General features: G+C 41.5%; 34 protein-coding genes and 1 other annotated feature. All 34 genes read left to right on the forward strand.

The window, feature by feature from the left end:
• The first annotated feature begins 6 nt into the window (after window positions 1-6).
• Window positions 7-155, forward strand: a sequence feature (ribosomal protein L10 leader region).
• A 36-nt stretch (window positions 156-191) separates the two neighbouring features.
• The 34 genes from rplJ (at window position 192) to map (ending at window position 26,498) form a co-directional block, all read left to right on the forward strand.
• On the forward strand, window positions 192-692 hold the full coding sequence (rplJ, locus tag KHA95_RS20950; protein WP_213139523.1) for a 50S ribosomal protein L10: 501 nt from the start codon (window positions 192-194) through the stop codon (window positions 690-692).
• Window positions 693-776: 84 nt separating this feature from the next.
• Window positions 777-1,142 (forward strand): 50S ribosomal protein L7/L12, encoded by a 366-nt coding sequence (rplL, locus tag KHA95_RS20955; RefSeq protein WP_213139524.1) that lies wholly within the window; start codon window positions 777-779, stop codon window positions 1,140-1,142.
• Window positions 1,143-1,250: 108 nt separating this feature from the next.
• Window positions 1,251-1,853, forward strand: a complete 603-nt coding sequence (locus KHA95_RS20960) for a class I SAM-dependent methyltransferase (RefSeq protein ID WP_213139525.1) — start codon at window positions 1,251-1,253, stop codon at window positions 1,851-1,853.
• A gap of 244 nt (window positions 1,854-2,097) precedes the next feature.
• The gene (gene rpoB, locus KHA95_RS20965; RefSeq protein WP_213139526.1) at window positions 2,098-5,652 is read left to right on the forward strand and encodes a DNA-directed RNA polymerase subunit beta; all 3,555 of its coding nucleotides are present in this window, start codon (window positions 2,098-2,100) and stop codon (window positions 5,650-5,652) included.
• Between the two features lie 52 nt (window positions 5,653-5,704).
• Window positions 5,705-9,304 carry a DNA-directed RNA polymerase subunit beta' gene (gene rpoC, locus KHA95_RS20970; RefSeq protein WP_213139527.1) on the forward strand — a complete coding sequence of 1,200 codons (3,600 nt, stop codon included), beginning with the start codon at window positions 5,705-5,707 and terminating at the stop codon, window positions 9,302-9,304.
• A gap of 188 nt (window positions 9,305-9,492) precedes the next feature.
• Window positions 9,493-9,741 carry a 50S ribosomal protein L7ae-like protein gene (locus KHA95_RS20975; RefSeq protein WP_213139528.1) on the forward strand — a complete coding sequence of 83 codons (249 nt, stop codon included), beginning with the start codon at window positions 9,493-9,495 and terminating at the stop codon, window positions 9,739-9,741.
• Window positions 9,742-9,841: 100 nt separating this feature from the next.
• Window positions 9,842-10,261 carry a 30S ribosomal protein S12 gene (gene rpsL / locus KHA95_RS20980; protein ID WP_213139529.1) on the forward strand — a complete coding sequence of 140 codons (420 nt, stop codon included), beginning with the start codon at window positions 9,842-9,844 and terminating at the stop codon, window positions 10,259-10,261.
• 48 nt (window positions 10,262-10,309) lie between these two features.
• On the forward strand, window positions 10,310-10,780 hold the full coding sequence (gene rpsG / locus KHA95_RS20985; protein WP_213139530.1) for a 30S ribosomal protein S7: 471 nt from the start codon (window positions 10,310-10,312) through the stop codon (window positions 10,778-10,780).
• Window positions 10,781-10,831: 51 nt separating this feature from the next.
• Window positions 10,832-12,910: an elongation factor G gene (fusA, locus tag KHA95_RS20990; protein WP_213139531.1), complete on the forward strand. Its 2,079-nt coding sequence runs from the start codon at window positions 10,832-10,834 to the stop codon at window positions 12,908-12,910.
• Between the two features lie 129 nt (window positions 12,911-13,039).
• Window positions 13,040-14,227, forward strand: coding sequence for an elongation factor Tu (gene tuf / locus KHA95_RS20995; RefSeq protein ID WP_213139532.1), 1,188 nt, complete (start codon window positions 13,040-13,042; stop codon window positions 14,225-14,227).
• A 351-nt stretch (window positions 14,228-14,578) separates the two neighbouring features.
• Window positions 14,579-14,887 carry a 30S ribosomal protein S10 gene (gene rpsJ, locus KHA95_RS21000; protein ID WP_044747018.1) on the forward strand — a complete coding sequence of 103 codons (309 nt, stop codon included), beginning with the start codon at window positions 14,579-14,581 and terminating at the stop codon, window positions 14,885-14,887.
• A gap of 35 nt (window positions 14,888-14,922) precedes the next feature.
• Complete coding sequence (gene rplC / locus KHA95_RS21005) at window positions 14,923-15,552, forward strand: 50S ribosomal protein L3 (RefSeq protein ID WP_213139533.1); 630 nt, start codon at window positions 14,923-14,925, stop codon at window positions 15,550-15,552.
• Between the two features lie 28 nt (window positions 15,553-15,580).
• Window positions 15,581-16,204, forward strand: a complete 624-nt coding sequence (gene rplD / locus KHA95_RS21010) for a 50S ribosomal protein L4 (protein ID WP_213139534.1) — start codon at window positions 15,581-15,583, stop codon at window positions 16,202-16,204.
• Window positions 16,204-16,488: a 50S ribosomal protein L23 gene (rplW, locus tag KHA95_RS21015; protein ID WP_249317162.1), complete on the forward strand. Its 285-nt coding sequence runs from the start codon at window positions 16,204-16,206 to the stop codon at window positions 16,486-16,488. The genes rplD and rplW overlap by 1 nt, the downstream gene beginning before the upstream one ends.
• A 37-nt stretch (window positions 16,489-16,525) precedes the next feature.
• Entirely contained in the window at window positions 16,526-17,359 is an 834-nt protein-coding gene (rplB, locus tag KHA95_RS21020; protein ID WP_213139535.1) for a 50S ribosomal protein L2, read from the forward strand.
• A 57-nt stretch (window positions 17,360-17,416) separates the two neighbouring features.
• On the forward strand, window positions 17,417-17,695 hold the full coding sequence (gene rpsS, locus KHA95_RS21025; protein WP_213139536.1) for a 30S ribosomal protein S19: 279 nt from the start codon (window positions 17,417-17,419) through the stop codon (window positions 17,693-17,695).
• 18 nt (window positions 17,696-17,713) lie between these two features.
• Entirely contained in the window at window positions 17,714-18,055 is a 342-nt protein-coding gene (gene rplV / locus KHA95_RS21030) for a 50S ribosomal protein L22 (protein WP_213139537.1), read from the forward strand.
• A 3-nt stretch (window positions 18,056-18,058) separates the two neighbouring features.
• A complete protein-coding gene (rpsC, locus tag KHA95_RS21035) occupies window positions 18,059-18,715 on the forward strand; it encodes a 30S ribosomal protein S3 (protein ID WP_213139538.1) in 657 nt (218 codons plus the stop codon).
• Window positions 18,716-18,717: 2 nt separating this feature from the next.
• Window positions 18,718-19,152 carry a 50S ribosomal protein L16 gene (gene rplP, locus KHA95_RS21040; RefSeq protein WP_213139539.1) on the forward strand — a complete coding sequence of 145 codons (435 nt, stop codon included), beginning with the start codon at window positions 18,718-18,720 and terminating at the stop codon, window positions 19,150-19,152.
• Window positions 19,142-19,345, forward strand: a complete 204-nt coding sequence (rpmC, locus tag KHA95_RS21045; RefSeq protein WP_213139540.1) for a 50S ribosomal protein L29 — start codon at window positions 19,142-19,144, stop codon at window positions 19,343-19,345. The genes rplP and rpmC overlap by 11 nt, the downstream gene beginning before the upstream one ends.
• A 20-nt stretch (window positions 19,346-19,365) precedes the next feature.
• Window positions 19,366-19,629: a 30S ribosomal protein S17 gene (gene rpsQ, locus KHA95_RS21050; RefSeq protein WP_213139541.1), complete on the forward strand. Its 264-nt coding sequence runs from the start codon at window positions 19,366-19,368 to the stop codon at window positions 19,627-19,629.
• Between the two features lie 42 nt (window positions 19,630-19,671).
• A complete protein-coding gene (gene rplN / locus KHA95_RS21055) occupies window positions 19,672-20,040 on the forward strand; it encodes a 50S ribosomal protein L14 (RefSeq protein WP_213139542.1) in 369 nt (122 codons plus the stop codon).
• 37 nt (window positions 20,041-20,077) lie between these two features.
• Window positions 20,078-20,389: a 50S ribosomal protein L24 gene (rplX, locus tag KHA95_RS21060; protein ID WP_213139543.1), complete on the forward strand. Its 312-nt coding sequence runs from the start codon at window positions 20,078-20,080 to the stop codon at window positions 20,387-20,389.
• 26 nt (window positions 20,390-20,415) lie between these two features.
• Complete coding sequence (rplE, locus tag KHA95_RS21065) at window positions 20,416-20,955, forward strand: 50S ribosomal protein L5 (protein WP_213139544.1); 540 nt, start codon at window positions 20,416-20,418, stop codon at window positions 20,953-20,955.
• A 24-nt stretch (window positions 20,956-20,979) separates the two neighbouring features.
• Window positions 20,980-21,165, forward strand: coding sequence for a type Z 30S ribosomal protein S14 (locus tag KHA95_RS21070; RefSeq protein ID WP_213139545.1), 186 nt, complete (start codon window positions 20,980-20,982; stop codon window positions 21,163-21,165).
• A gap of 29 nt (window positions 21,166-21,194) precedes the next feature.
• Window positions 21,195-21,593 carry a 30S ribosomal protein S8 gene (gene rpsH / locus KHA95_RS21075; RefSeq protein ID WP_213139546.1) on the forward strand — a complete coding sequence of 133 codons (399 nt, stop codon included), beginning with the start codon at window positions 21,195-21,197 and terminating at the stop codon, window positions 21,591-21,593.
• 30 nt (window positions 21,594-21,623) lie between these two features.
• Window positions 21,624-22,160, forward strand: coding sequence for a 50S ribosomal protein L6 (gene rplF, locus KHA95_RS21080; protein ID WP_213139547.1), 537 nt, complete (start codon window positions 21,624-21,626; stop codon window positions 22,158-22,160).
• Window positions 22,161-22,192: 32 nt separating this feature from the next.
• Complete coding sequence (rplR, locus tag KHA95_RS21085) at window positions 22,193-22,555, forward strand: 50S ribosomal protein L18 (RefSeq protein WP_213139548.1); 363 nt, start codon at window positions 22,193-22,195, stop codon at window positions 22,553-22,555.
• A gap of 23 nt (window positions 22,556-22,578) precedes the next feature.
• The gene (rpsE, locus tag KHA95_RS21090) at window positions 22,579-23,079 is read left to right on the forward strand and encodes a 30S ribosomal protein S5 (RefSeq protein ID WP_213139549.1); all 501 of its coding nucleotides are present in this window, start codon (window positions 22,579-22,581) and stop codon (window positions 23,077-23,079) included.
• Between the two features lie 13 nt (window positions 23,080-23,092).
• Window positions 23,093-23,275 carry a 50S ribosomal protein L30 gene (gene rpmD / locus KHA95_RS21095; RefSeq protein ID WP_213139550.1) on the forward strand — a complete coding sequence of 61 codons (183 nt, stop codon included), beginning with the start codon at window positions 23,093-23,095 and terminating at the stop codon, window positions 23,273-23,275.
• Between the two features lie 28 nt (window positions 23,276-23,303).
• Window positions 23,304-23,744 carry a 50S ribosomal protein L15 gene (gene rplO / locus KHA95_RS21100; RefSeq protein WP_213139551.1) on the forward strand — a complete coding sequence of 147 codons (441 nt, stop codon included), beginning with the start codon at window positions 23,304-23,306 and terminating at the stop codon, window positions 23,742-23,744.
• Window positions 23,744-25,036 carry a preprotein translocase subunit SecY gene (gene secY, locus KHA95_RS21105; protein ID WP_213139552.1) on the forward strand — a complete coding sequence of 431 codons (1,293 nt, stop codon included), beginning with the start codon at window positions 23,744-23,746 and terminating at the stop codon, window positions 25,034-25,036. The genes rplO and secY overlap by 1 nt, the downstream gene beginning before the upstream one ends.
• A gap of 65 nt (window positions 25,037-25,101) precedes the next feature.
• Complete coding sequence (locus KHA95_RS21110) at window positions 25,102-25,752, forward strand: adenylate kinase (protein WP_213139553.1); 651 nt, start codon at window positions 25,102-25,104, stop codon at window positions 25,750-25,752.
• Window positions 25,752-26,498 (forward strand): type I methionyl aminopeptidase, encoded by a 747-nt coding sequence (map, locus tag KHA95_RS21115; RefSeq protein ID WP_213139554.1) that lies wholly within the window; start codon window positions 25,752-25,754, stop codon window positions 26,496-26,498. Before KHA95_RS21110 ends, map begins: the two co-directional genes overlap by 1 nt.

Consider the following 26,498-nt stretch of genomic DNA (forward strand, 5'->3'; position numbering starts at 1 on the left):
TTGTAAAAAATGAATACATTTGTACCGTAGACAGCAGGGGCTTTACGCTTAATATCCTGCCGAGGTCATTGCGATATATAAAAGATAATCGAACTGATCGATTAAGCGCATGAAACCTCCATGTCTATTTGTATGGAGGTTTTTTGTATGCGGGTATAAATGTCCATTTTAAAAAAATTGGAGGTGTAAAGATGAGCAAAGTAATTGAGCGTAAAATGCAAGTAGTTGACGAAATCGCAGAAAAGCTTAAAACGAGCGTTTCAACAGTAGTAGTTGATTACCGTGGGTTGAACGTTGCCCAAGTTACTGAACTTCGTAAACAGCTTCGTGAAGCTGGCATTGAATTCAAAGTATATAAAAACTCAATGACACGCCGTGCGGCTGAAGCATCTAACCTTTCAGCTCTTAATGAGGTATTGACTGGTCCAAATGCGATTGCTTTTAGTACTGAAGATGTTGTAGCACCAGCTAAAATCTTGAATGACTTCGCAAAAGCGAATGAAGCACTTGAAATTAAAGCAGGTGTAATCGAAGGAAACGTTGCAACAGTTGAAGAAGTAAAGGCATTAGCTACACTTCCTTCACGCGAAGGCTTGCTTTCAATGTTGCTTAGCGTTCTTCAAGCTCCAGTTCGCAACCTTGCTCTTGCTACAAAAGCAGTTGCAGACCAAAAAGAAGAACAAGGCGCATAATAAACTCGTAAGAAATGTTTGTCGATTAACGGCATGCTTGAATTAAATACGAAATTAAAAAACATTATAACGGAGGAAAATAACATGACTAAAGAACAAATCATCGAAGCTGTCAAAGAAATGACAGTTCTTGAATTAAACGATCTTGTAAAAGCAATTGAAGAAGAATTTGGCGTAACTGCTGCTGCTCCAGTAGCTGTTGTTGGCGGAGCTGCTGGTGGCGAAGCTGCTGCTGAGCAAACTGAATTTGATGTTGTATTAGCTAACGCTGGTTCATCAAAAATCAAAGTTATCAAAGTTGTTCGCGAAATTACAGGCCTTGGCTTGAAAGAAGCAAAAGAGCTTGTTGACAATGCTCCAAAAGCAATCAAAGAAGGTGCTTCTAAAGAAGAAGCTGAAGAAATTCAAGCTAAACTTGAAGAAGTTGGAGCTAGCGTAGAAGTTAAGTAATCCAATTGCTCATAAAAAGCTCGCTGCTTATAAGGCGAGCTTTTTTTCGGTAAAGAAAGTTTCGCGCCTAGTTACTTTCTTTTCGTTAAACGATGGAGGTTGTTGCGCATGGCAGATCATTATTATACGCGTAATCCTGAAGTCGCAAGTGAACCTACGTTTTGGAATGCAGAATTGAGAAATCACTCATTGCGCTTTAAAACGGATCAAGGCGTCTTCTCGAAAAAAGAAGTAGATTTTGGCTCACGCTTTTTAATTGAAACATTCGAATTGCCTCAAGTGGAAGGTCCGGTCCTTGATGTTGGTTGCGGCTACGGTCCAATTGGTATAAGTCTAGCGAAAAGCTTTCCGGATCGGCATTTTCATATGATTGATGTAAATGAAAGAGCGCTGCGTCTTGCTAAGGAAAATGCGACGATCAATCAAACGGATAACGTATTGATCTATGAAAGTGATCGGCTTCTCGAAGTGGCAGAAAAGAAATTTGCTGCAATCGTGACGAATCCGCCGATCAGAGCGGGCAAGTCAATTGTTCATGATATTTTTGAACAAAGCTACAATCATCTTGTTGCGAACGGAGAGCTTTTCGTCGTTATTCAGAAAAAGCAAGGAGCGCCATCTGCGAAGGCGAAAATGGAGGAAATCTTTGGTTTTGCCGAAGTGATGGGAAAGCGCAAAGGCTATTATATTTTAAGAAGTATTAAACGTTGACTAATTAGAATGCTTGTGGTAGCATTGTAAAATGCTAATATAGTGTTTTCCTGACGATCCAAAACTGCATGCTGAAGTATGGAATTTGGATAAAATGGAAAAGATTATAATATAATAATTATTTATGTAGGAAATGTGGTTTTCAAGTAAAACCCTTTTTCTTTTTGTCTTATGATTTTTCAGCTAAATGGGTAAAACCAAAAGGCTGATTTCATTAAAACGCTTGATTTGAGGGGTGAATCAGTTGACAGGTCAACTAGTTCAGTACGGACGGCACCGCCAGCGCAGGAGCTTTGCGCGTATTAGTGAAGTATTGGAGCTGCCGAACCTTATCGAAATCCAATCTTCTTCGTACCAATGGTTTCTTGATGAGGGCTTAAAGGAAATGTTCCAGGATATCTCCCCAATTGAAGATTTTGCCGGAAATCTTTCATTGGACTTTATTGATTATAGTCTCGGCGAACCAAAATATTCTGTTGAAGAGTCAAAAGAGCGAGATGCTACTTATTCTGCTCCTCTTCGTGTGAAGTTGCGCCTTGTAAACAAAGAAACTGGTGAGGTAAAAGACCAGGACGTGTTTATGGGGGATTTCCCGCTAATGACAGAAATGGGAACCTTTATAATAAACGGAGCAGAACGGGTAATTGTATCTCAGCTCGTTCGTTCACCGAGCGTTTATTATAGTGGTAAACTCGATAAAAACGGAAGAAAAGGCTTTACTGCAACGGTTATTCCTAATCGTGGAGCCTGGCTGGAATATGAAACAGATGCTAAAGATGTAGTTTACGTGCGCATCGATCGTACAAGAAAGTTACCGATTACGGTTCTTTTGCGTGCACTAGGTTTCGGTTCTGATCAAGAAATCATCGATTTAATCGGTGACAACGAATACCTTCAAAATACTCTCGAAAAAGATAACACAGAGAGTGTTGAAAAAGCTTTATTGGAAATATACGAGCGACTTCGCCCAGGTGAACCACCGACAGTAGAGAATGCGAAAAGTCTTCTATTGTCACGCTTCTTTGATCCGAAAAGATATGATCTTGCAAGCGTTGGACGTTATAAGCTGAATAAAAAACTTCATATTAAAAATCGTCTTTTCGGTCAACGTTTAGCAGAAACACTCGCTGATCCTGAAACGGGTGAAATTATTGCTGAAGCGGGCGTTACCCTTGATCGACGTACGTTAGATAAGATTATTCCTTATCTCGAGAAAGGAACTGGATTCAAAACATACCCGCAACATGGTGGAGTGTTAGATGGAGATATCGTCGTTCAGTCAATAAAAATTTACGCACCTCATGATGACAATGAGAAAGTCATCAACGTAATTGGAAATGCGTATGTTGAAGATGAAATTAAAAACATCACACCAGCAGATATTATTGCATCAATTAGTTATTTCTTTGATTTGCTGCATGATGTTGGAGACACAGATGATATTGACCATCTTGGAAATCGTCGTCTGCGTTCTGTGGGTGAATTGTTGCAAAACCAATTCCGCATCGGTTTGTCGCGAATGGAGCGTGTTGTTCGTGAACGTATGTCCATCCAAGACATTAATACAATTACTCCGCAACAATTAATTAATATTCGTCCAGTTATTGCGTCAATCAAAGAGTTCTTTGGAAGTTCTCAATTATCGCAATTCATGGACCAGACAAATCCGCTTGCTGAATTAACGCATAAGCGCCGTTTATCTGCACTCGGTCCTGGTGGATTAACACGTGAGCGTGCTGGCTTCGAAGTGCGTGACGTTCACTATTCTCACTATGGGCGTATGTGTCCAATTGAAACACCTGAGGGTCCGAACATTGGATTGATTAACTCCTTATCATCATTTGCAAAAGTCAATCGATTTGGCTTTATTGAAACTCCGTATCGACGGGTTGATCCTGAAACAGGATTAGTAACGACTCAAATCGACTACTTGACCGCCGATGAAGAAGATAATTATGTTGTTGCACAAGCGAATGCTCCTTTATCGGAGGAAGGTGCCTTCTTAAATGATGAAGTAATTGCCCGTTTCCGCGGTGAGAACACAGTTGTTGGAAGAGATCGTGTGGACTATATGGATGTTTCGCCTAAACAAGTTGTTTCGGCTGCGACAGCATGTATTCCGTTTTTAGAGAACGATGACTCCAACCGTGCCTTGATGGGAGCGAACATGCAACGACAAGCTGTTCCGTTGTTGCAACCTGAAGCACCGCTTGTTGGAACTGGAATGGAGCATGTATCAGCAAAAGATTCAGGTGCGGCAGTCATTTGTAAACACGATGGAATCGTAGAGTACGTTGAATCCCGTGAAGTATGGATACGTAGAATTGTCATGGTTGATGGACAAGAAGTGAAAGGCGATCTTGATAAATATCGCTTACAAAAGTTCGTGCGCTCAAACCAAGGGACATGCTACAATCAACGTCCAATTGTAAATGTTGGAGACCGTGTATCAAAAGGAGAAATTATTGGTGACGGCCCTTCGATGGATAAAGGTGAGCTTGCACTTGGAAGAAACGTGTTAATCGGATTTATGACTTGGGAAGGATTTAACTATGAAGATGCGATCATCATGAGTGAGCGTCTAGTTAAAGATGATGTGTATACTTCCATCCATATTGAAGAATATGAATCTGAGGCAAGAGATACAAAGCTTGGCCCAGAAGAAATGACACGTGATATTCCAAACGTTGGGGAAGACGCATTGCGCAACCTCGATGAACGTGGAATTATTCGAATCGGTGCAGAAGTAAAGGATGGAGATTTGTTAGTTGGTAAAGTAACTCCTAAAGGGGTAACAGAGCTAACTGCTGAAGAACGTCTCCTTCATGCGATCTTTGGAGAAAAAGCACGAGAAGTTCGTGATACATCATTGCGTGTACCGCATGGTGGTGGCGGAATTGTTCTCGATGTAAAAGTGTTTAACCGTGAAGATGGTGATGAACTACCGCCAGGAGTAAACCAACTTGTCCGTGTGTACATCGTTCAAAAGCGGAAAATTTCCGAAGGGGATAAGATGGCTGGACGTCACGGAAATAAAGGGGTTATCTCAAGAATTTTACCTGAGGAAGATATGCCATACATGCCGGATGGTACGCCGATTGATGTTATGTTAAACCCGCTTGGGGTACCTTCACGTATGAATATCGGTCAGGTGTTAGAAATGCACTTAGGGATGGCTGCAAGACATTTAGGTCTTCACATGGCGTCTCCAGTATTTGATGGAGCAACGGAAGAAGATGTTTGGGAAACGATTGAAGAAGCCGGTATGGATAACGATGCAAAAACAGTTCTTTATGATGGAAGAACGGGTGAGCCATTTGATAACCGTGTTTCAGTAGGAATTATGTATATGCTGAAACTTGCACATATGGTTGATGACAAATTGCACGCGAGATCAACGGGACCTTACTCACTCGTAACGCAACAGCCACTCGGAGGTAAAGCCCAGTTTGGTGGTCAGCGTTTTGGGGAGATGGAAGTATGGGCGCTTGAGGCATATGGTGCTGCATATACACTTCAAGAAATTCTAACTGTTAAATCGGATGATGTCGTCGGTCGTGTGAAAACATATGAAGCGATCGTTAAAGGTGAGAATGTACCAGAACCAGGTGTACCAGAGTCATTTAAAGTATTAATTAAAGAGTTACAAAGTCTTGGCATGGATGTGAAAATCCTTTCTGACGATGAACAGGAAATTGAAATGCGGGATTTGGAAGATGATGATGATGCACATCAGGCTGATACATTAAATATTGCGCCTGATACGAAAGTAGAAGAAACTGCTGCTTCAAAAGAATAAAAATGTTAAGCAACTAGGGTAGAACCTGTAGACGGAAAGGGAGGTAGGCCCCTTGCTGGATGTAAACAATTTTGAGTATATGAAAATCGGTCTTGCTTCACCGGATAAGATTCGTTCTTGGTCTTTCGGTGAAGTAAAGAAGCCCGAAACAATTAACTACCGGACGTTGAAGCCGGAAAAAGATGGGTTGTTCTGCGAGCGTATTTTCGGTCCTACAAAAGACTGGGAATGTCATTGCGGAAAGTATAAACGTGTTAGATATAAAGGTGTCGTTTGTGACCGTTGTGGAGTAGAAGTAACTCGTTCAAAGGTTCGTCGTGAGCGAATGGGGCATATTGAATTAGCTGCCCCTGTTTCACATATTTGGTACTTCAAAGGAATACCGAGCCGAATGGGGCTTCTTCTTGATATGTCCCCGCGTGCCTTGGAAGAAATTATTTATTTTGCATCCTATGTTGTAACAGATATCGGTGATACGACGTTGGATAAAAAGCAACTTTTATCTGAAAGAGAATTTCGCGCGTACCGTGAAAAGTATGGGACGAAATTCCAAGCTTCAATGGGAGCAGAGGCAATTAAAAAGCTTCTCCAAGACATTGATCTTGATAAAGAGGTAGACCAGCTTAAAGAAGAATTAAAAACAGCGCAAGGTCAGCGTCGTACTCGTGCGATTAGACGACTTGAAGTGCTTGAAGCGTTCCGGCACTCTGGCAATCATCCAGATTGGATGGTTCTCGATGTGTTGCCAGTTATACCACCGGAATTGCGACCAATGGTTCAACTAGAAGGTGGACGCTTTGCTACTTCGGATCTTAACGATTTATACCGCCGTGTAATTAACAGAAACAATCGTTTGAAAAGATTATTGGATCTTGGTGCGCCAAGCATTATCGTTCAAAACGAAAAGCGGATGCTCCAGGAAGCTGTCGATGCATTGATCGATAACGGCCGTAGAGGACGTCCAGTAACAGGACCAGGAAACCGTCCGTTAAAGTCACTTTCACATATGCTGAAAGGGAAGCAAGGACGCTTCCGTCAAAACTTGCTTGGGAAACGTGTTGACTATTCAGGACGTTCGGTTATCGTTGTAGGTCCGAACTTGAAAATGTATCAATGCGGTCTTCCGAAAGAGATGGCACTTGAGTTATTTAAACCTTTTGTTATGAAGGAACTAGTCGAAAAAGGACTTGCACATAACATTAAAAGTGCAAAAAGGAAGATAGAACGTGTGCAACCGGAAGTATGGGATGTACTTGAGGATGTTATTCGTGAACACCCAGTTCTACTTAATCGGGCACCGACTCTTCATAGACTAGGTATTCAGGCGTTTGAACCAACGCTTGTGGAAGGAAGAGCGATTCGTCTTCATCCACTTGTTTGTACGGCTTATAACGCTGACTTCGATGGTGACCAAATGGCTGTTCACGTTCCACTATCGGCGGAAGCGCAAGCAGAAGCTCGCTTGCTTATGCTAGCTGCACAAAACATTCTGAACCCGAGGGATGGTAAGCCGGTTGTAACACCATCACAGGATATGGTCCTTGGAAACTATTACTTAACACTTGAGCGTGAAGGCGCAGATGGCGAAGGAATGGTTTTCAAAGATACAAATGAAGCACTTTTAGCATATCAAAGTGGATATGTACACTTGCATACTCGAATCGCAATCCATGCAGGTTCACTGAAAAATGAACGTTTCACTGATGAGCAACGGAGAATGTTGTTAGTAACAACGGTTGGAAAATTAATTTTCAACGAAATTTTACCACCTTCATTCCCGTACATTAATGAACCGACAAATTTTAATTTGGAAATAAATACTCCGGATAAATACTTTATTGAGCCATCTGTTCAAGTGAGTGAGTTTATTAAATCACAGCCACTTGTAGATCCATTTAAAAAGAAAATCCTTGGAAATATTATTTCTGAGATCTTCAAAAGATTCCATATTACAGAAACATCGAAAATGCTGGATCGAATGAAAAATCTTGGATTTAAATATTCAACGAAGGCTGGAATTACCGTAGGTGTTTCCGATATCGTTGTATTAGGTGAAAAGGAAACCATTTTAAATGAAGCACAAGATAAAGTAGATAACGTCATGAAGCAGTTTAAACGTGGTTTGATTACAGAAGAAGAACGCTATGATCGCGTTATTTCGATCTGGAGTGCTGCGAAGGATGTTATTCAAGAACGATTGATGAAAACATTGGATCACTTGAATCCAATCTATATGATGAGTGATTCAGGTGCCCGTGGTAACGCATCGAACTTTACACAGCTTGCTGGTATGCGTGGTTTGATGGCCAACCCGGCTGGTAGAATTATCGAATTGCCGATCAAGTCTAGTTTCCGTGAAGGGCTAACCGTTCTAGAATACTTTATTTCTACTCACGGTGCTCGTAAAGGACTGGCTGATACAGCGTTAAAAACGGCTGACTCTGGTTATTTAACAAGAAGGCTGGTTGACGTTGCTCAAGATGTTATCGTTAGAGAAGATGATTGTGGAACAGACAAAGGCTTACTCGTTGCACCGTTGAAAGATGGCACAGAAGTCATTGAGACGTTAGAAGAACGTTTGATTGGTCGCTATGCTAGAAAGAAACTCGTTCACCCTGAAACGAAAGAAGTGCTTGTTTCCGAGAATCAACTGATCGACGAAGATACAGCGAAAGATATTGTCAACGCTGGAGTTGAAAAAGTATGGATTCGCTCTGCGTTTACTTGTAACACACGTCATGGCGTATGTAAAAAATGCTACGGCCGCAATCTAGCAACGGGTACGGTTGTTGATGTAGGTGAAGCAGTTGGAATCATCGCTGCTCAGTCCATCGGTGAGCCGGGTACTCAGTTAACGATGCGTACATTCCATACGGGTGGGGTAGCTGGAGACGATATTACCCAAGGTCTTCCGCGTATTCAAGAGTTGTTTGAGGCTCGTAATCCGAAAGGGCAAGCGATCATTACTGAAATCAGTGGTGTCGTCACTTCCATTTCTGAAGGCCGCGATCGTCAGCATGAGATTGTCGTTCAAGGTGACATTGAATCACGCACATATAATGCTCCATATACAGCTCGTTTAAAAGTGGCTGTAAATGATGAAGTGAAACGTGGTCAAGAGTTGACTGAAGGATCTGTTGATCCGAAGGAACTTCTGAAAGTATTGGATGTTGCAGCGGTTCAGGAATACTTGTTGCTTGAAGTTCAGAAAGTATATCGTATGCAAGGGGTTGAGATTGGCGATAAACACGTAGAAGTAATGGTTCGTCAAATGCTTCGCAAAGTACGTGTAACCGATGCTGGAACTACGGATGTATTGCCAGGAACATTGCTCGATATCCATCAATTTACAGATGCAAATGAAAAAGCGTTACTTTCAGGTGAACAGCCAGCTACTGGCCGCCCTGTTCTACTTGGAATTACAAAAGCATCGTTGGAAACAGATTCATTCTTGTCAGCTGCTTCCTTCCAAGAAACGACGCGAGTACTTACAGATGCGGCAATTAAAGGTAAGCGTGATGAGTTGCTCGGTCTGAAGGAAAATGTCATTATTGGTAAGCTTGTTCCAGCAGGAACAGGAATGCAACGTTATCGCAAAGCAGTTGCAGTCACAGCTGGAGAAGAAGAATCAGTGGTTGAATCTGCGGAGTAAGACGTGATTCACGTCCATATATATTAAAATGTTTTCGATAAATGGGAAAAGCGCCGGCAGTTTTGCCGGCGTGCCATTTTCTTGATTTTTTAAAAAAAGTTCTTGTTTTTGTTGACTTTAAAAAAATCAGATGTTAATATATTCAAGGTGCTCCTATCATTAACCTGTTACTTTGGAGGATATGAAAATTGTCTTATGAAAAAGTTTTGCAGGCTTCGAATGTAATCGTAGGAACAAAGCAAACAATAAGAGCTCTTAAATCAGGGCATGTGCTAGAAGTCGTCGTGGCTTCGGATGCCGATCCGCGAATTACAGATAGTATTATTCAACTAGCGAATGACATGGATGTCCCTGTCACTATGGTTGACTCTATGAAAAAGCTAGGCAAAGCATGCGGGATTGATGTGAGAGCAACAACGGTTGCCATAATCCAATAAAGGTGTTTTTGCAAGGATTCTTGCGAGAACTTGTTTTTTTACCTTGAAAAGAACCACCTGGATGTGTGGGCTTAAGAAAAGAGCGAAGGGAGGAACAAAAATGCCTACAATTAATCAATTAGTACGCAAACCGAGAAAGTCAAAAGTAACTACTTCTGACTCTCCAGCACTAAACAAAGGGTATAACAGCTTCAAAAAAGCAAACACAAACGTATCTTCACCACAAAAACGCGGTGTTTGTACTCGTGTTGGTACAATGACTCCGAAGAAGCCGAACTCAGCACTTCGTAAATATGCGCGTGTTCGTTTGACAAACGGAATCGAAGTAACTGCTTATATCCCTGGTATTGGTCATAACTTACAAGAGCACAGTGCTGTGCTTATCCGCGGAGGTCGTGTAAAAGACTTACCGGGTGTACGTTATCATATCGTTCGTGGTGCACTTGATACTGCTGGTGTTGAGAACCGCAAACAAAGTCGTTCTAAATACGGTACAAAACGTCCAAAAGACAAAAAATAATAAAACAACATTGAAACATAATTGTTTCGTTTGAAAGGAGGCAATCTGATGCCACGTAAAGGACCTGTTGCAAAAAGAGATGTTTTACCAGATCCGATTCACAATTCTAAACTCGTTACTCGTCTGATTAACAAGTTGATGGTAGACGGAAAAAGAGGTAAAGCACAGTCTATTCTTTATTCAGCATTCGATCTTATCCAAGAGCGTTCTGGCAAAGACGCAATGGAAGTATTTGATCAAGCTCTAAAAAACATTATGCCTGTACTTGAAGTTAAAGCTCGCCGTGTGGGTGGTGCAAACTATCAAGTTCCAGTTGAAGTGCGCCCAGAGCGCCGCTCTACCCTTGGTTTACGCTGGTTAGTAAACTATGCGCGTCTTCGCGGAGAAAAAACAATGGAAGAGCGTCTTGCTAATGAAATTTTAGATGCTGCTAACAATACTGGAGCGTCTGTTAAGAAACGTGAGGAAACTCACAAAATGGCGGAAGCGAACAAAGCATTCGCACATTATCGCTGGTAAGATCATTAATAGATTGATTATTACACTTATCCCAGGAAGGAGAAATACGAAATGGCTAGAGAGTTCTCCTTAGAAAAGACACGTAATATCGGGATCATGGCACATATTGATGCTGGTAAAACAACGACTACCGAACGTATTCTTTTCTATACAGGGCGCATCCATAAAATTGGTGAAACCCATGAAGGTGCATCACAGATGGACTGGATGGAGCAAGAGCAGGAGCGCGGAATTACCATTACATCAGCAGCTACAACTGCACAATGGAAAGGTCACCGTGTTAACATCATCGATACTCCAGGACACGTAGACTTCACAGTTGAAGTTGAACGTTCACTAAGAGTACTAGATGGTGCTGTTACAGTCCTTGATGCTCAATCAGGTGTTGAACCACAAACTGAAACAGTTTGGCGCCAAGCTACAACATACGGTGTTCCACGGATTGTATTCGTTAATAAAATGGATAAAATCGGTGCGGATTTCCTTTACTCAGTTAAAACGTTGCATGAGCGTCTACAAGCAAATGCTCATCCAGTTCAACTACCTATCGGTGCAGAAGACACGTTCAGAGGTATGGTAGATTTAGTAGAAATGAAAGCATGGTTCTATGAAGGCGATGCAGCTCTTGATGCAGTAGAAGGAGAAATTCCTGAAGAGCTACAAGACCAAGCTGAAGAGCTTCGTGGGAACTTAATTGAAGCAGTTGCGGATTTTGATGAAGAGTTAATGATGAAATACCTTGAAGGTGAAGAAATCACTAACGAAGAACTAAAAGCTGCTATTCGTGAAGCAACACTGAAAGTGGAATTCTTCCCAGTGTTATGCGGAACTGCTTTCAAAAACAAAGGTGTTCAAAAGGTGCTTGACGCGGTAATTGATTACTTGCCGGCTCCAACGGACATCGCTGCAATGAATGGAACGGTTCCAGGTACAGACGAGGAAACAACTCGTCCGGCTGATGACAGTGCACCATTCTCTGCACTTGCATTTAAAGTTATGACTGACCCTTACGTTGGACGCCTTACGTTCTTCCGTGTGTATTCTGGAACATTACAATCCGGTTCATACGTACAGAACTCAACAAAAGGCAAACGTGAGCGTGTTGGGCGTATTCTTCAAATGCACGCCAACCACCGCGAGGAAATCTCTGTTGTACACAGTGGAGATATTGCGGCAGCAGTTGGTTTAAAAGATACAGGAACGGGTGACACATTATGTGACGAAAAGGAATTGGTTATCCTTGAGTCAATGGAATTCCCAGAGCCTGTAATCTCAGTAGCGATTGAACCAAAATCAAAAGCTGACCAAGATAAAATGGGTGCTGCGCTTGCTAAACTTCAAGAAGAGGACCCAACGTTCCGTGCAGAAACAAACCCTGAAACGGGTCAAGTGGTTATCTCAGGTATGGGTGAGCTTCACCTTGATATCCTTGTAGACCGCATGAAGCGTGAGTTTAAAGTTGAAGCAAACGTTGGAGCTCCACAAGTTTCTTACCGTGAAACTTTCCGTTCTGCCGCTGAAGTTGAAGGGAAATTCATCCGTCAATCAGGTGGACGTGGACAATTCGGACATGTTTGGATCGAATTTTCTCCAAATGAAGAAGGAAAAGGCTTCGAGTTCCAAAATGCGATTGTCGGTGGGGTTGTTCCGCGTGAATACGTACCTGCTGTACAAGCTGGGCTTGAAGATGCAATGGCGAACGGCGTAATTGCTGGCTATCCATTAATCGACGTCAAAGCAAAACTTTATGATGGTTCATACCATGATGTGGATTCGAGTGAAATGGCGTTTAAGATCGCTGCTTCAATGGCACTTAAAAATGCGGTTAAAAAATGTAACCCAGTTTTACTTGAACCATTAATGAAAGTAGAAGTTGTTATGCCAGAAGAATACCTTGGCGATATCATGGGTGATATTACATCACGTCGTGGTCGTGTTGAAGGTATGGAGGCACGTGGAAATGCACAAGTTGTAAAAGCGTTTGTTCCACTTGCTGAAATGTTTGGTTATGCAACATCCCTACGTTCTAATACACAAGGTCGTGGAACATATTCAATGCACTTCGACCACTACGAAGAAGTACCAAAATCAATTGCCGAAGAAATTATTAAAAAGAATAACGGTGAATGATTGATTTTATACAACGAATCAAGTATAACTACTTATAGATAAGTATCGGGTGGCTTAAAAGTAAAGGAAGCTTTGCTTTTAAGCCACCAATAATACTAAAGATTTTTTAAATTAAAGGAGGATTTTCAAATGGGTAAGGAAAAATTTGATCGTTCCAAGGAACATGCGAATATCGGTACATTAGGTCACGTTGACCATGGTAAAACTACTTTGACTGCTGCTATTGCAACTGTTTTATCAAAAAAACTAGGTGGAGAAGCTAAATCTTACGACCAAGTTGATAACGCGCCAGAAGAAAAAGAGCGTGGAATTACAATCAGTACTTCTCACATCGAATACGAAACTGAAAAACGTCACTATGCACACGTTGACTGCCCAGGTCACGCTGACTATGTTAAAAACATGATCACTGGTGCTGCTCAAATGGACGGAGCAATTCTTGTTGTTTCTGCTGCTGACGGCCCAATGCCACAAACTCGTGAGCACATCTTGCTTTCTCGTCAAGTAGGTGTTCCATACTTCGTAGTATTCATGAACAAATGTGACATGGTTGACGACGAAGAACTTCTTGAATTAGTAGAAATGGAGATCCGTGATCTTCTTTCAGAATATGAATTCCCTGGTGATGATATTCCTGTTATTAAAGGTTCAGCTCTTAAAGCACTTGAAGGTGAGCCTGAGTGGGAAGAAAAAATCATCGAATTGATGGATCAAGTTGATGAGTACATCCCACAACCAACACGTGAAACTGACAAGCCGTTCATGATGCCAGTAGAGGACGTATTCTCAATCACTGGACGTGGAACAGTTGCTACTGGACGCGTTGAGCGTGGACAAGTTAAAGTCGGTGAGGAAGTTGAAATCATCGGTCTTGCAGAAGAGTCTAGAAAAGTAGTTGTTACTGGAGTAGAAATGTTCCGTAAACTTCTTGACTATGCTGAAGCTGGTGACAACATCGGTGCATTACTTCGTGGTGTTGCTCGTGAAGAAATTCAACGTGGTCAAGTACTAGCTAAGCCAGGTACAATTACTCCACATACACAATTTAAAGCGGAAGTTTATGTTCTTTCAAAAGACGAAGGTGGACGTCATACTCCATTCTTCACTAACTACCGCCCACAATTCTACTTCCGTACAACAGACGTTACAGGAATCTGTAACCTTCCTGAAGGAGTAGAAATGGTAATGCCTGGAGACAACGTTGAAATGACAGTTGAACTTATTTCTCCAATCGCGATTGAAGAAGGAACTAAATTCTCAATCCGTGAAGGTGGACGTACAGTTGGAGCTGGCGTTGTAGCTACAATCCAAAAATAAGATCATTTTTCTAAAGCAAATGGATTTCGATCCATTTGCTTTTCTTATGTTTTCGAAAGTTGCTTTTCTACGATAGTATGTATCCTCTCGTAATTATTATTTTCTGAATTCGTCCAAGCCCTTGATTTCATGCGCTTCGGTCTGTATAATCATAGAGGTGCGAAAATATGAAGAAATGATGTATAAATTATTGCATCTGCATTATATTTTCTGTATAATAGACAACGTTGGTCTTTGACTGCAATGAAGTGGAAGGTTGCTGACACACCCGGCCGCTTTGCCATGGCGAGTGTGTGGGAAATTTCCATGGAGTATGTCTATTTTAAAAATAGGCGAAAAGGAGGGAAAGTAATGGCAAAACAAAAGATTCGTATTAGATTGAAGGCTTATGATCATAGAATTCTTGATCAATCAGCAGAGAAAATTGTTGAAACAGCAAAACGTTCAGGTGCAAATGTTTCGGGGCCGATTCCGTTGCCAACCGAGAAAAGTGTTTACACAATCCTTCGTGCGGTGCACAAATATAAGGATTCACGTGAGCAGTTTGAAATGCGCACACATAAACGTCTAATCGATATCATCAATCCTACACCACAAACTGTAGATTCGTTGATGAGATTGGATCTGCCATCAGGCGTTGACATTGAAATTAAACTTTAATAAATAAAAGATGATATTTTTAGGAGGTGTGACTCATGACCAAAGGAATCTTAGGAAGAAAAATTGGAATGACGCAAGTGTTCTCTGAAAACGGCGAATTAATTCCCGTAACAGTAATCGAAGCTGCTCCAAACGTTATTCTTCAAAAGAAAACAGTTGAAACGGATGGATACGAAGCTATTCAATTAGGTTTTGAAGATAAGCGTGAAAAGCTTGCTACTAAACCTGCAAAAGGACATGTTGCGAAAGCAAGTACTGCTCCTAAGCGCTTCATCCGTGAATTTGACGGAGTAAATGTAAATGAGTACGAAGTTGGTCAAGAAGTCAAAGTTGATATTTTCGCGGAAGGCGACATAGTGGATGTTTCTGGAATCTCTAAAGGGAAAGGATTCCAAGGTGTTATTAAGCGCCACGGACAATCGCGTGGACCAATGTCTCACGGTTCTCGTTACCATCGTAGACCGGGATCAATGGGCCCAGTAGATCCAGCACGTGTATTTAAAGGTAAAGCATTACCAGGACGTATGGGTGGGGAAAGAATTACGATTCAAAACTTACCGATCGTTAAGGTTGATGCAGAACGTAATCTGATCTTAGTAAAAGGAAATGTACCTGGACCTAAGAAAGCATTACTTGAAATTAAAACAGGAATTAAAGTGAAATAAGAAAAGATTGAGAAAGGAGGAAATAGGAATGCCCAAAGTAGCATTATACAACCAAGCAGGCTCTAAGGTTGGAGAAGTAGACCTTAATGAATCTGTGTTCGGTATTGAACCAAATAACGCAGTGTTGTTTGATGCAATCGTAATGCAGCAAGCTTCACTTAGACAAGGAACGGCTAAAGTAAAAACTCGCTCGGAAGTTCGCGGCGGCGGACGCAAACCATGGCGTCAAAAAGGAACAGGACGTGCACGTCAAGGTTCTATTCGTTCACCACAATGGGTTGGCGGTGGAACAGTATTCGGACCAGTTCCGCGCAGCTACGCTTACAAACTACCGAAGAAAGTTCGTCGTTTAGCTATTAAATCAGCACTTTCAGCGAAGGTGTTAGAGGAAAGTGTATTAGTATTAGAAGCATTATCATTTGAAACACCGAAAACGAAAGAATTTGCAAATGTGCTTGCGAATCTTCCAGTTGGTAAGAAAGCACTTATCGTTACAGATGCTCTAGATGAGAACGTAGCGTTATCTGCAAGAAACATTCCAGGAGTGACAGTGATTGATGCGAACAGCCTTAACGTATTAGACGTTGTTGGCCACAATACACTGATCATGACGAAAGCCGCAGTTGAAAAAGTAGAGGAGGTGCTTGGATAATGGATGTACGTGATGTCATTAAGCGCCCCGTTATCACAGAACGATCTATGGAGCTGACGGCTGAGAAAAAATATACGTTCGAAGTAGACGTTAAGGCGAACAAAACGCAAGTTAAAGATGCTGTTGAAAGCATTTTTGGAGTGAAAGTCGCAAAAGTAAACGTCTTGAACTATAAAGGCAAATTTAAGCGTATGGGCCGTTTTGGCGGTTATACGAACAAACGCCGTAAAGCAGTCGTAACTTTAACACAAGACAGCAAAGAAATTGAATTCTTTGAGGTTTAATAAATTAAGTAATTAATAAAGTAGAGGAGGGAAAAAAATGGCGATCAAAAAATACAAACCTACCTCCAACGGACGTCGTAATATGACAAGCTTAGATTTTTCGGATATCACAACTGATAAACCGGAAAAAACGTTGCTTGCTCCTATTCACAAAAAAGGTGGCCGTAACAATCAAGGTAGGACAACAGTTCGTCATCGCGGCGGCGGTCATAAGCGTCAATACCGTATTATTGATTTCAAACGAATTAAAGATGGTATACCAGGACGCGTTGCTACAATCGAATATGATCCAAACCGTTCAGCAAATATCGCTCTTATTCATTACCATGATGGTGAGAAACGATATATCTTAGCACCGAAAAACTTAAAAGTAGGTATGGAAGTTATGTCAGGTCCAGAAGCTGACATTAAAGTAGGTAATGCACTTCCACTTGCAAATATTCCAGTAGGTACAGTTGTACACAACATCGAGTTGAAACCAGGAAAAGGTGGACAATTAGTTCGCTCAGCAGGAACATCTGCACAAGTTCTTGGTAAAGAAGGTACAAAATATGTACTTGTTCGCTTAAACTCTGGTGAAGTTCGTATGATTCTTGCTACTTGCCGCGCAACAGTAGGTCAAGTTGGAAATGAACAACACGAATTAGTTACAATCGGTAAAGCAGGTCGTTCACGTTGGTTGGGCAAACGTTCGCACGTACGTGGATCTGTCATGAACCCGAACGATCATCCACACGGTGGTGGGGAAGGACGTACACCAATTGGTCGTAAGTCACCTGTTACACCATGGGGTAAACCAACACTTGGTTACAAAACACGCAAGAAAACGAACAAGTCGGATAAATTTATCGTGCGTCGTCGTAAAAAATAACGCGATTGTTCTACGGTTCACTGGGACCGTAGTTCAGTCACGAAGGGAGGATCAACCATGGGTCGCAGCCTAAAAAAAGGGCCTTTTGTAGATGAGCACTTAATGAGCAAAGTTGAAAAGCTGAATGAAGGTGACAAGAAACAAGTAATTAAAACTTGGTCACGTCGTTCAACGATTTTCCCAGCATTCATCGGACATACGATTGCAGTCTACGATGGTCGTAAACACGTACCGGTATACATCAGTGAAGATATGGTCGGGCATAAGCTTGGTGAATTTGCACCAACACGCACATACAAAGGCCATGCAGCAGATGATAGAAAAACAAAACGCTAATGAGAGGAGGGCATCCTGATGCAAGCAAAAGCTGTTGCAAGAACAGTTCGTATTGCTCCTCGTAAAGCACGCTTAGTAGTCGATCTTATTCGAGGAAAGCAAGTGGGAGAAGCAGTTGCGATTTTAAAGCTTACACCGAAAGCTGCATCCCCAATCGTGGAAAAATTATTGAATTCTGCAGTTGCTAACGCAGAACATAATTATGATATGGACGTAAACAATTTACTGGTAGCAGAAGCATTTGTTGACGAAGGTCCAACAATGAAACGCTTCCGTCCGCGCGCACAAGGCCGTGCTAGCCAGATCAATAAACGCACAAGCCACATTACAATTGTGGTATCAGAAAAGAAGGAGGGATAATTCGTGGGTCAAAAAGTAAATCCAATCGGTATGCGTATCGGAGTTATTCGTGACTGGGAGTCAAGATGGTACGCTGAAAAAGATTACGCAACTTTATTGCATGAAGACATTAAAGTTCGTGAATATATTGCACAACGACTTGCGGATGCTTCTGTTTCAAAGGTTGAAATTGAGCGTGCTGCAAACCGCATCAATATCACAGTCCACACAGCTAAGCCTGGTATGGTTATCGGTAAAGGTGGAAGTGAAGTTGAAGCACTTCGTAAAGCGTTGAACCAACTTACGAACAAACGTGTTCACATTAATATTATTGAAATCAAAAGAGCGGATCTTGATGCTAAATTAGTAGCTGAAAACATCGCTCGTCAACTAGAAAACCGTGTATCGTTCCGTCGTGCTCAAAAGCAAGCGATCCAACGTACAATGCGTGCTGGTGCGCTAGGTATCAAAACACAAGTATCTGGACGTCTTGGTGGAGCGGATATTGCTCGTGCGGAACATTACAGCGAAGGAACAGTTCCACTTCATACACTTCGCGCTGACATTGATTATGCACATGCTGAAGCAGACACAACTTACGGCAAGCTCGGCGTTAAAGTATGGATTTATCGTGGAGAGGTCCTTCCAGAAAAGAAAAAATCTGTGGAAGGAGGAAAATAAACATGTTAATGCCTAAACGCGTTAAATATCGCCGCGAACATCGCGGAAAAATGCGTGGTCGTGCAAAAGGCGGCACAGAAGTATCATTTGGTGAATTCGGATTGCAAGCTGTTGAAGCTGCATGGATTACGAATCGTCAAATTGAAGCTGCAAGGATTGCAATGACTCGTTACATGAAACGTGGCGGTAAAGTTTGGATTAAAATTTTCCCTCACAAACCATATACAGCAAAACCTCTTGAAGTACGAATGGGTTCTGGTAAAGGTGCTCCTGAGGGATGGGTAGCAGTAGTAAAACCTGGAAAGGTTATGTTTGAAGTTGCAGGTGTATCTGAAGAGGTTGCACGTGAAGCACTTCGTCTTGCAATGCACAAACTTCCAATTAAATGTAAGTTTGTAAAACGAGAAGAAATTGGTGGTGAACGTAATGAAGGCTAAAGAAATCCGTGATTTGACCACTGCCGAAATTGAACAAAATGTAAAATCATTGAAGGAAGAACTCTTCAACCTTCGTTTCCAATTAGCAACAGGGCAACTTGAAAATACTGCCCGCCTTCGCGAAGTTCGTAAAGGGATTGCTCGTGCGAAAACAATCATTCGTGAGAGAGAGCTCGAAGTTAACAATCGATAATTGAGAGGAGGTTTGCGAAAATGAGTGAACGCAACCAGCGTAAAGTTTATACAGGACGCGTTGTTTCCGACAAAATGGATAAAACCGTTACTGTAATGGTTGAAACTTACAAGAAGCATTCATTGTACGGCAAACGCGTAAAGTACTCTAAAAAATTCAAAGCTCATGATGAGCAAAACGAAGCAAAAATTGGTGATATCGTACGTATCATGGAGACTCGTCCATTATCAGCAACAAAGCGTTTTCGTTTATTAGAGGTAGTAGAGAAAGCAGTTATTATCTAATTATAGATTCGGATTCATACTTTCCGAAGGGAGGTAAACGTAATGATCCAACAGGAGTCACGTTTAAAAGTTGCAGATAACTCTGGAGCTCGTGAAGTATTAACAATTAAAGTTCTCGGTGGTTCTGGACGCAAAACAGCGAACATCGGTGACGTTATCGTCTGCACAGTGAAACAAGCAACACCAGGCGGCGTTGTCAAAAAAGGCGATATTGTTAAAGCAGTAATTGTAAGAACAAAGAGCGGTGCACGTCGTGTAGATGGTTCTTACATTAAATTCGATGAAAATGCATGTGTTATCATTCGTGATGATAAAGCACCTCGAGGAACTCGTATCTTCGGACCTGTTGCTCGCGAACTTCGTGATAACAACTTCATGAAAATCGTATCTTTAGCACCAGAAGTTCTTTAATAAATTTAGATTCATCCATTCAAGGAGGTGCGACTCAATGCATGTCAAAAAAGGTGATAAAGTAATGGTCATCTCCGGTAAAGACAAAGGGAAAACAGGTACTATTTTAGCTGCATTCCCGAAAAAAGACCGGGTAATTGTTGAAGGTGTGAACATCGTTAAAAAACATTCAAAACCTTCTCAAGACAATCCACAAGGTGGCATTAACAGCCAAGAGGCAGCAATTCACGTTTCTAACGTAATGCCGCTTGATCCTAAAACAAATGAGCCAACTCGAGTTGGTTATAAAGAAGTAGATGGCAAAAAAGTACGTGTAGCTAAAAAATCTGGTGAAGTATTAGATAAATAGTCTTTAGAAGAAGGGAGGTACACGATATGAACCGCCTAAAGGAAAAATTTCAAAAAGAGATTACTCCTGCTCTCGTGAGCAAATTTAATTATAAATCTGTGATGCAAGTACCTAAACTTGAAAAAATCGTTATTAACATGGGTGTTGGTGATGCAGTTCAAAACGCGAAAGTCTTAGACAACGCTGTTGAAGAACTAGCACAAATCACAGGACAAAAACCAGTTGTAACAAGAGCTAAAAATTCAATTGCAGGATTCCGCTTGCGTGAAGGTATGCCGATTGGTGCAAAAGTAACCCTTCGCGGTGAGCGTATGTATGAGTTCTTTGATAAATTAGTTTCTGTATCACTACCGCGTGTACGTGACTTCCGTGGAATTTCTACAAGAGCGTTCGACGGACGTGGAAACTATACATTAGGTATTAAAGAACAGCTCATCTTCCCTGAGATTGATTATGATAAAGTGAGCAAAGTTCGTGGAATGGACATCGTTATTGTAACAACTGCGAACACAGACGAAGAAGCTCGTGAATTATTAACTGCATTTGGAATGCCGTTCCAAAAGTAATCGCTAAATAAGGGAGGCGAAAACGTGGCTAAAAAATCAATGATCGTTAAACAGAAACGTACTCCAAAGTTTAAAGTACAAGCTTATACACGCTGCGAACGTTGCGGACGTCCACACTCCGTCATTCGTAAATTTAAACTTTGCAGAATTTGTTTCCGTGAACTTGCATACAAGGGTCAAATTCCTGGCGTAAGAAAAGCCAGCTGGTAAGACCGAAACTGGGAAGGAGGTAATGATAAATGGTTATGACTGATCCAATTGCAGATTTGTTAACTCGTATCCGCAACGCAAACATCGTCCGTCATGAAAAGCTGGAATTACCGGCTTCAAACATTAAGAAAGAAATCGCTGAAATCCTTAAACGTGAAGGTTTCATTCGTGACGTTGAATATATTGAAGATAACAAACAAGGTATCATTCGTATTTTCTTGAAATACGGAGCTAATAACGAGCGTGTTATTACAGGCCTTAAACGCATCAGTAAACCTGGTCTGCGTGTATACGCAAAAGCAAACGAAGTTCCAAAAGTACTTAACGGCTTAGGAATCGCACTAGTTTCTACTTCTCAAGGCGTATTGTCTGATAAAGAAGCAAGAGCGAAACAAGTTGGCGGCGAAGTGCTCGCTTACGTTTGGTAATATTTTTCTGAAGAACGGAGGTGCAACAAAATGTCTCGTATTGGGAAAAAACCGATCGAAATTCCTGCTGGCGTAACAGTGACACTGAACGAAAATACTGTAACTGTTAAAGGCCCAAAAGGTGAATTGACAAATACTTTTAGTCCAGATATGACAATTCAAATTGAAGATAATGTGATTACAGTTACTCGTCCATCTGATGCTAAAGAACATCGTTCTATCCACGGAACTACACGTTCTTTAATCGCTAATATGGTTGAGGGTGTATCTAAAGGATACGAAAAAACACTAGAACTCATTGGTGTTGGTTATCGTGCGCAAAAACAAGGAACTAAACTTGTATTAAACGTAGGGTACTCACATCCAGTTGAATTCGAACCGGAAGATGGCGTAGAAGTTGATGTTCCGGCAAACACAAAAATCATTGTCAAAGGTTACAACAAAGAAAAAGTTGGCGCTTTGGCTTCGAATATTCGTGCAGTACGTCCACCAGAGCCTTATAAAGGTAAAGGAATTCGTTACGAAGGTGAATTGGTTAGACGTAAAGAAGGTAAAACAGGTAAATAATGCCGCGTAGGCACTGAAAGGAGTGACTCGTAATGATCACTAAACAAGATAAGAACAAAGTGCGCAAAAAAAGACATGCACGTGTGCGTTCTAAATTAAGCGGAACTGAAATGCGTCCACGTTTAAATGTGTACAGATCCAATAAAAACATCTATGCTCAATTGATTGATGATGAAAATGGTGTAACATTGGCAAATGCTTCTACACTTGACAAGGAATTGAACATCGAGTCTGCTGGCAATGTTGAAGCGGCTCAAAAAGTTGGCGAAATAATTGCAAAAAGAGCGGTTGAAAAAGGCGTGAAATCTGTTGTGTTTGACCGCGGCGGATATTTGTATCACGGACGTGTAAAAGCTTTAGCTGATGCAGCTCGTGAAAACGGCCTTGAATTTTAATCGAAAAAGGAGGGACAGATTACATGCGTCACATTGATGCTAACAAACTTGAACTAGAAGAACGTGTAGTTACAGTAAATCGTGTAGCGAAAGTTGTAAAAGGTGGACGTCGTTTCCGCTTTACAGCACTTGTTGTTGTTGGAGATAAAAACGGTCATGTTGGTTTTGGTACTGGAAAAGCACAGGAAGTTCCAGATGCAATTCGCAAAGCGATTGAAGATGCTAAGAAAAATCTAATTTCCGTTCCTATTGTTGGAACAACAATTCCACACGATATTATCGGTCGTTTCGGCGGCGGGCAAGTTTTACTAAAACCAGCAAGCACGGGATCTGGAGTTATCGCAGGTGGACCTGTTCGTGCGGTACTTGAACTAGCAGGGATTGCTGATATTACATCTAAATCACTTGGCTCAAGCACACCAATCAATATGGTACGTGCAACAATTGAAGGAATTAAAAACTTAAAACGCGCTGAAGACGTTGCAAAATTACGTAATAAAACAGTAGAAGAACTGTTAGGTTAAGGAGGGACTCTTAATGGCGAAGAAATTAGCAATTACCCTCACTAAAAGTGTTATTGGCCGTACTGAAGGTCAACGTGAAACAGTGAAAGCTTTAGGATTAAGCAAATTGCATCAAACGGTTGAACATGATGACAACCCTGCAATCCGTGGGATGATTAATAAAGTTTCCCATCTTATCACTGTAAAAGAGCAATAAGAGACATAAAAATAAGGAGGTGCCAACAATGAAACTTCATGAGCTAAAACCTGCTGAAGGTTCACGTAAAGAGCGCAACCGTGTTGGCCGAGGTATCGGTTCAGGTAATGGTAAAACTGCCGGTAAAGGTCACAAAGGTCAAAACGCTCGTTCGGGCGGTGGTGTACGCTTAGGATTTGAAGGTGGTCAAACTCCTTTGTTCCAACGTTTACCTAAACGTGGCTTTACGAACATTCACCGTAAAGAATTTGCAGTAGTTAATCTTGATGCCTTAAATCGCTTTGAAGACGGTACAGAAGTAACACCAGAACTTCTCATTGAAACAGGTGTTGTTCGCAAAGAGAAAGCTGGAATCAAAATTCTTGCTAACGGCAACATCGAGAAAAAATTAACTGTAAAAGCTAATAAATTCTCCTCTGCTGCAAAAGAAGCAATTGAGGCTGCCGGCGGTAAAACTGAGGTGATTTAATGTTTGCGACGATCTCCAATTTTATGCGCATAGGTGATATAAGGAGAAAGATATTATTCACCTTACTAATGCTAATTGTATTTCGGATTGGAGCATTTATACCGGTACCTAGTGTAGATGCAAATGTTCTCAAAATGCAGGATCAAGCGAGTTTATTTGGATTCTTGAATATTTTTGGTGGGGGCGCACTCCAGAACTTCTCCATTTTTGCCATGGGTATCATGCCGTATATTACAGCTTCGATTATCGTGCAGCTATTACAAATGGATGTTGTACCAAAATTTACTGAGTGGTCGAAACAAGGTGAAGCAGGTCGTCGTAAGCTAGCACAGTTTACTCGTTACTTTACTATTGTTCTCGCAGTGATTCAGGCATTGGGAATGTCTTACGGATTTAACCGAATGACAGGTTTGCAACTCATTAAAAATCCCGGTTTTGGCACATATATTACGATCGCCATTGTGCTTACAGCAGGAACTGCCTTCCTGATGTGGCTTGGTGAGGAAATAACAGCTAAAGGTGTCGGTAACGGAATTTCCATCATTATTTTTGCTGGAATTGTTGCAGGCATTCCAAATGCGGTAAACCAGGTTTATGCCCAGCAGTTCGAAGGTGCGGGAGAAGCTTTATTCCTTCGCATTATCGTTATGCTGCTTATCCTCCTTGCAATTGTTGCGATTGTTGTCGGAGTTGTTTTCGTACAGCAGGCACTACGCAAAATTCCAATCCAATACGCGAAGCGCATGGATGGACGCAATACAGTGGGCGGGCAATCAACACACTTGCCGTTAAAAGTGAATGCGGCTGGAGTTATTCCCGTCATTTTCGCGAGCGCATTTATGGTGACCCCGCAAACAATCACTACATTTTTTGGTTCGGGCGAAGTAGCTAGTACCATTCAATATATTTTTGATCATACGAAGCCAATTGGAATGATCATTTTCGTAGCATTGATTATTGCTTTCACATATTTCTATGCTTTTGTTCAGGTGAATCCGGAACAAGTAGCAGAAAACTTAAAGAAGCAAGGCGGATATATTCCAGGAATTCGTCCTGGTAATAATACGCAGGAGTATTTAACCCGGGTATTATACCGTCTAACCTTTGTAGGTGCTCTTTTCCTAGCGGGTATTTCGATCCTGCCGGTGTTTTTCATTAAGTTTGCCGGGTTGCCAGAGGCAGCACAAATTGGCGGAACAGGCTTATTGATTGTCGTCGGAGTTGCATTGGATACAATGAAACAATTGGAAGCTCAGCTAGTGAAACGTCATTATAAAGGCTTCATTAAATAATCAAGATGGTTTTAGGAACAAGTCGTTTGTTCCTGAATCCATTTAGAGGCTCGGGGGCGTTACGAATGAATTTAGTACTAATGGGCCTTCCCGGTGCTGGTAAAGGCACACAGGCCGAAAAGATTGTAGAAAAATATTCGATTCCACATATTTCTACTGGAGATATGTTTCGTGCAGCGATGAAAGAAGGCACAGAGCTTGGCTTAAAAGCGAAGTCATTTATGGATCAAGGTGAGCTTGTTCCAGACGAAGTGACAATTGGAATTGTTCGCGAACGTTTGAGCAAAGAAGATTGTAAGCACGGCTTTTTGCTTGATGGTTTTCCAAGAACCGTTGCTCAGGCAGAGGCACTGGAAAACATCCTTGCGGAATTGGAAAGAAAAATTGACTATGTCATTAATATCGATGTTGATCAAGAGATATTAATGGAACGTCTTACAGGTCGCCGCATTTGTAAAGAGTGTGGTGCAACGTACCATCTTGTCTTTAATCCGCCATCTAATGAAGGGGTTTGTGATCGCTGTAACGGCGAATTGTATCAACGCCCTGATGACAACGCGGAAACGGTTAAAAACCGTTTAGACGTAAATGTGAAACAAACACAACCATTGTTAGATTTTTATAGCGAAAAAGGCTATTTGAAAAACATCAATGGACAACAGCATATCGATCAAGTTTTTGCTAATATTGACACGCTGTTGGAAGGATTGAAATAATGATTATTTCAAAAACGCCTCGTGAAATAGAAATCATGCGCGAGGCAGGGAGAATTGTAGCTTTGACGCATCAGGAGCTACAAAAGTATATTCAGCCTGGGATTTCTACGAGAGAATTGGATGCAATTGCTGAAAATTTTATCAAGAAGCATGATGCCTCACCATCTTTTAAAGGGTATAATGGTTTCCGTGGGAGTGTTTGTGCTTCTGTAAACGAGGAACTTGTTCACGGTATTCCCGGAGATCGTATCCTTAAAGACGGAGATATTATCAGCCTTGATATCGGGGCCCATTACAACGGCTATCATGGAGATTCGGCTTGGACATATCCAGTCGGAACGATTGATGAAGATACACAAAAGCTTTTAGATGTCACAGAAAAGTCTCTCTATCTTGGCTTGGAGGAAGCAAACCCGGGTGAACGTCTATCTAACATTTCTCACGCGATTCAAACATTTGTTGAGTCCCAGGGCTTTTCAATTGTTCGTGAATATGTCGGTCATGGCATTGGCCAAAACCTACATGAGGATCCGCAAATTCCTCATTATGGTCCGCCAAACAAAGGACCACGTTTACGACCTGGCATGGTTCTTTGCATCGAACCAATGGTAAATGCAGGCAGCCGCTATGTAAGAACGTTGGCAGATAATTGGACCGTCGTTACAGTGGACGGGAAAATGTGTGCACACTTCGAACATACCGTTGCGATTACAGAAACAGGTTACGAGATTTTAACAAGAATTTGA

Origin of the sequence: Bacillus sp. FJAT-50079, assembly GCF_018343515.1 — a bacterium.
Classification (GTDB): domain Bacteria; phylum Bacillota; class Bacilli; order Bacillales; family Bacillaceae_C; genus Lederbergia.

What these genes read in the sequence shown, in the direction of transcription:
- rpsL (WP_213139529.1), top strand. Translation starts at nt 9,842, where the DNA reads ATGCCTACAATTAATCAATTAGTACGCAAACCGAGAAAGTCAAAAGTA.
- rpmD (WP_213139550.1), top strand. Translation starts at nt 23,093, where the DNA reads ATGGCGAAGAAATTAGCAATTACCCTCACTAAAAGTGTTATTGGCCGT.
- rplF (WP_213139547.1), top strand. Translation starts at nt 21,624, where the DNA reads ATGTCTCGTATTGGGAAAAAACCGATCGAAATTCCTGCTGGCGTAACA.
- rplP (WP_213139539.1), top strand. Translation starts at nt 18,718, where the DNA reads ATGTTAATGCCTAAACGCGTTAAATATCGCCGCGAACATCGCGGAAAA.
- rpsJ (WP_044747018.1), top strand. Translation starts at nt 14,579, where the DNA reads ATGGCAAAACAAAAGATTCGTATTAGATTGAAGGCTTATGATCATAGA.
- tuf (WP_213139532.1), top strand. Translation starts at nt 13,040, where the DNA reads ATGGGTAAGGAAAAATTTGATCGTTCCAAGGAACATGCGAATATCGGT.
- rpsS (WP_213139536.1), top strand. Translation starts at nt 17,417, where the DNA reads ATGGGTCGCAGCCTAAAAAAAGGGCCTTTTGTAGATGAGCACTTAATG.
- rpsQ (WP_213139541.1), top strand. Translation starts at nt 19,366, where the DNA reads ATGAGTGAACGCAACCAGCGTAAAGTTTATACAGGACGCGTTGTTTCC.
- rplC (WP_213139533.1), top strand. Translation starts at nt 14,923, where the DNA reads ATGACCAAAGGAATCTTAGGAAGAAAAATTGGAATGACGCAAGTGTTC.
- rplJ (WP_213139523.1), top strand. Translation starts at nt 192, where the DNA reads ATGAGCAAAGTAATTGAGCGTAAAATGCAAGTAGTTGACGAAATCGCA.
- rpsE (WP_213139549.1), top strand. Translation starts at nt 22,579, where the DNA reads ATGCGTCACATTGATGCTAACAAACTTGAACTAGAAGAACGTGTAGTT.
- rplO (WP_213139551.1), top strand. Translation starts at nt 23,304, where the DNA reads ATGAAACTTCATGAGCTAAAACCTGCTGAAGGTTCACGTAAAGAGCGC.
- rpsG (WP_213139530.1), top strand. Translation starts at nt 10,310, where the DNA reads ATGCCACGTAAAGGACCTGTTGCAAAAAGAGATGTTTTACCAGATCCG.
- secY (WP_213139552.1), top strand. Translation starts at nt 23,744, where the DNA reads ATGTTTGCGACGATCTCCAATTTTATGCGCATAGGTGATATAAGGAGA.
- map (WP_213139554.1), top strand. Translation starts at nt 25,752, where the DNA reads ATGATTATTTCAAAAACGCCTCGTGAAATAGAAATCATGCGCGAGGCA.
- KHA95_RS21110 (WP_213139553.1), top strand. Translation starts at nt 25,102, where the DNA reads ATGAATTTAGTACTAATGGGCCTTCCCGGTGCTGGTAAAGGCACACAG.
- rplN (WP_213139542.1), top strand. Translation starts at nt 19,672, where the DNA reads ATGATCCAACAGGAGTCACGTTTAAAAGTTGCAGATAACTCTGGAGCT.
- rplB (WP_213139535.1), top strand. Translation starts at nt 16,526, where the DNA reads ATGGCGATCAAAAAATACAAACCTACCTCCAACGGACGTCGTAATATG.
- rpsH (WP_213139546.1), top strand. Translation starts at nt 21,195, where the DNA reads ATGGTTATGACTGATCCAATTGCAGATTTGTTAACTCGTATCCGCAAC.
- rplE (WP_213139544.1), top strand. Translation starts at nt 20,416, where the DNA reads ATGAACCGCCTAAAGGAAAAATTTCAAAAAGAGATTACTCCTGCTCTC.
- rplL (WP_213139524.1), top strand. Translation starts at nt 777, where the DNA reads ATGACTAAAGAACAAATCATCGAAGCTGTCAAAGAAATGACAGTTCTT.
- rplR (WP_213139548.1), top strand. Translation starts at nt 22,193, where the DNA reads ATGATCACTAAACAAGATAAGAACAAAGTGCGCAAAAAAAGACATGCA.
- KHA95_RS20960 (WP_213139525.1), top strand. Translation starts at nt 1,251, where the DNA reads ATGGCAGATCATTATTATACGCGTAATCCTGAAGTCGCAAGTGAACCT.
- fusA (WP_213139531.1), top strand. Translation starts at nt 10,832, where the DNA reads ATGGCTAGAGAGTTCTCCTTAGAAAAGACACGTAATATCGGGATCATG.
- rplW (WP_249317162.1), top strand. Translation starts at nt 16,204, where the DNA reads ATGGATGTACGTGATGTCATTAAGCGCCCCGTTATCACAGAACGATCT.
- rpmC (WP_213139540.1), top strand. Translation starts at nt 19,142, where the DNA reads ATGAAGGCTAAAGAAATCCGTGATTTGACCACTGCCGAAATTGAACAA.
- rplX (WP_213139543.1), top strand. Translation starts at nt 20,078, where the DNA reads ATGCATGTCAAAAAAGGTGATAAAGTAATGGTCATCTCCGGTAAAGAC.
- rplD (WP_213139534.1), top strand. Translation starts at nt 15,581, where the DNA reads ATGCCCAAAGTAGCATTATACAACCAAGCAGGCTCTAAGGTTGGAGAA.
- rplV (WP_213139537.1), top strand. Translation starts at nt 17,714, where the DNA reads ATGCAAGCAAAAGCTGTTGCAAGAACAGTTCGTATTGCTCCTCGTAAA.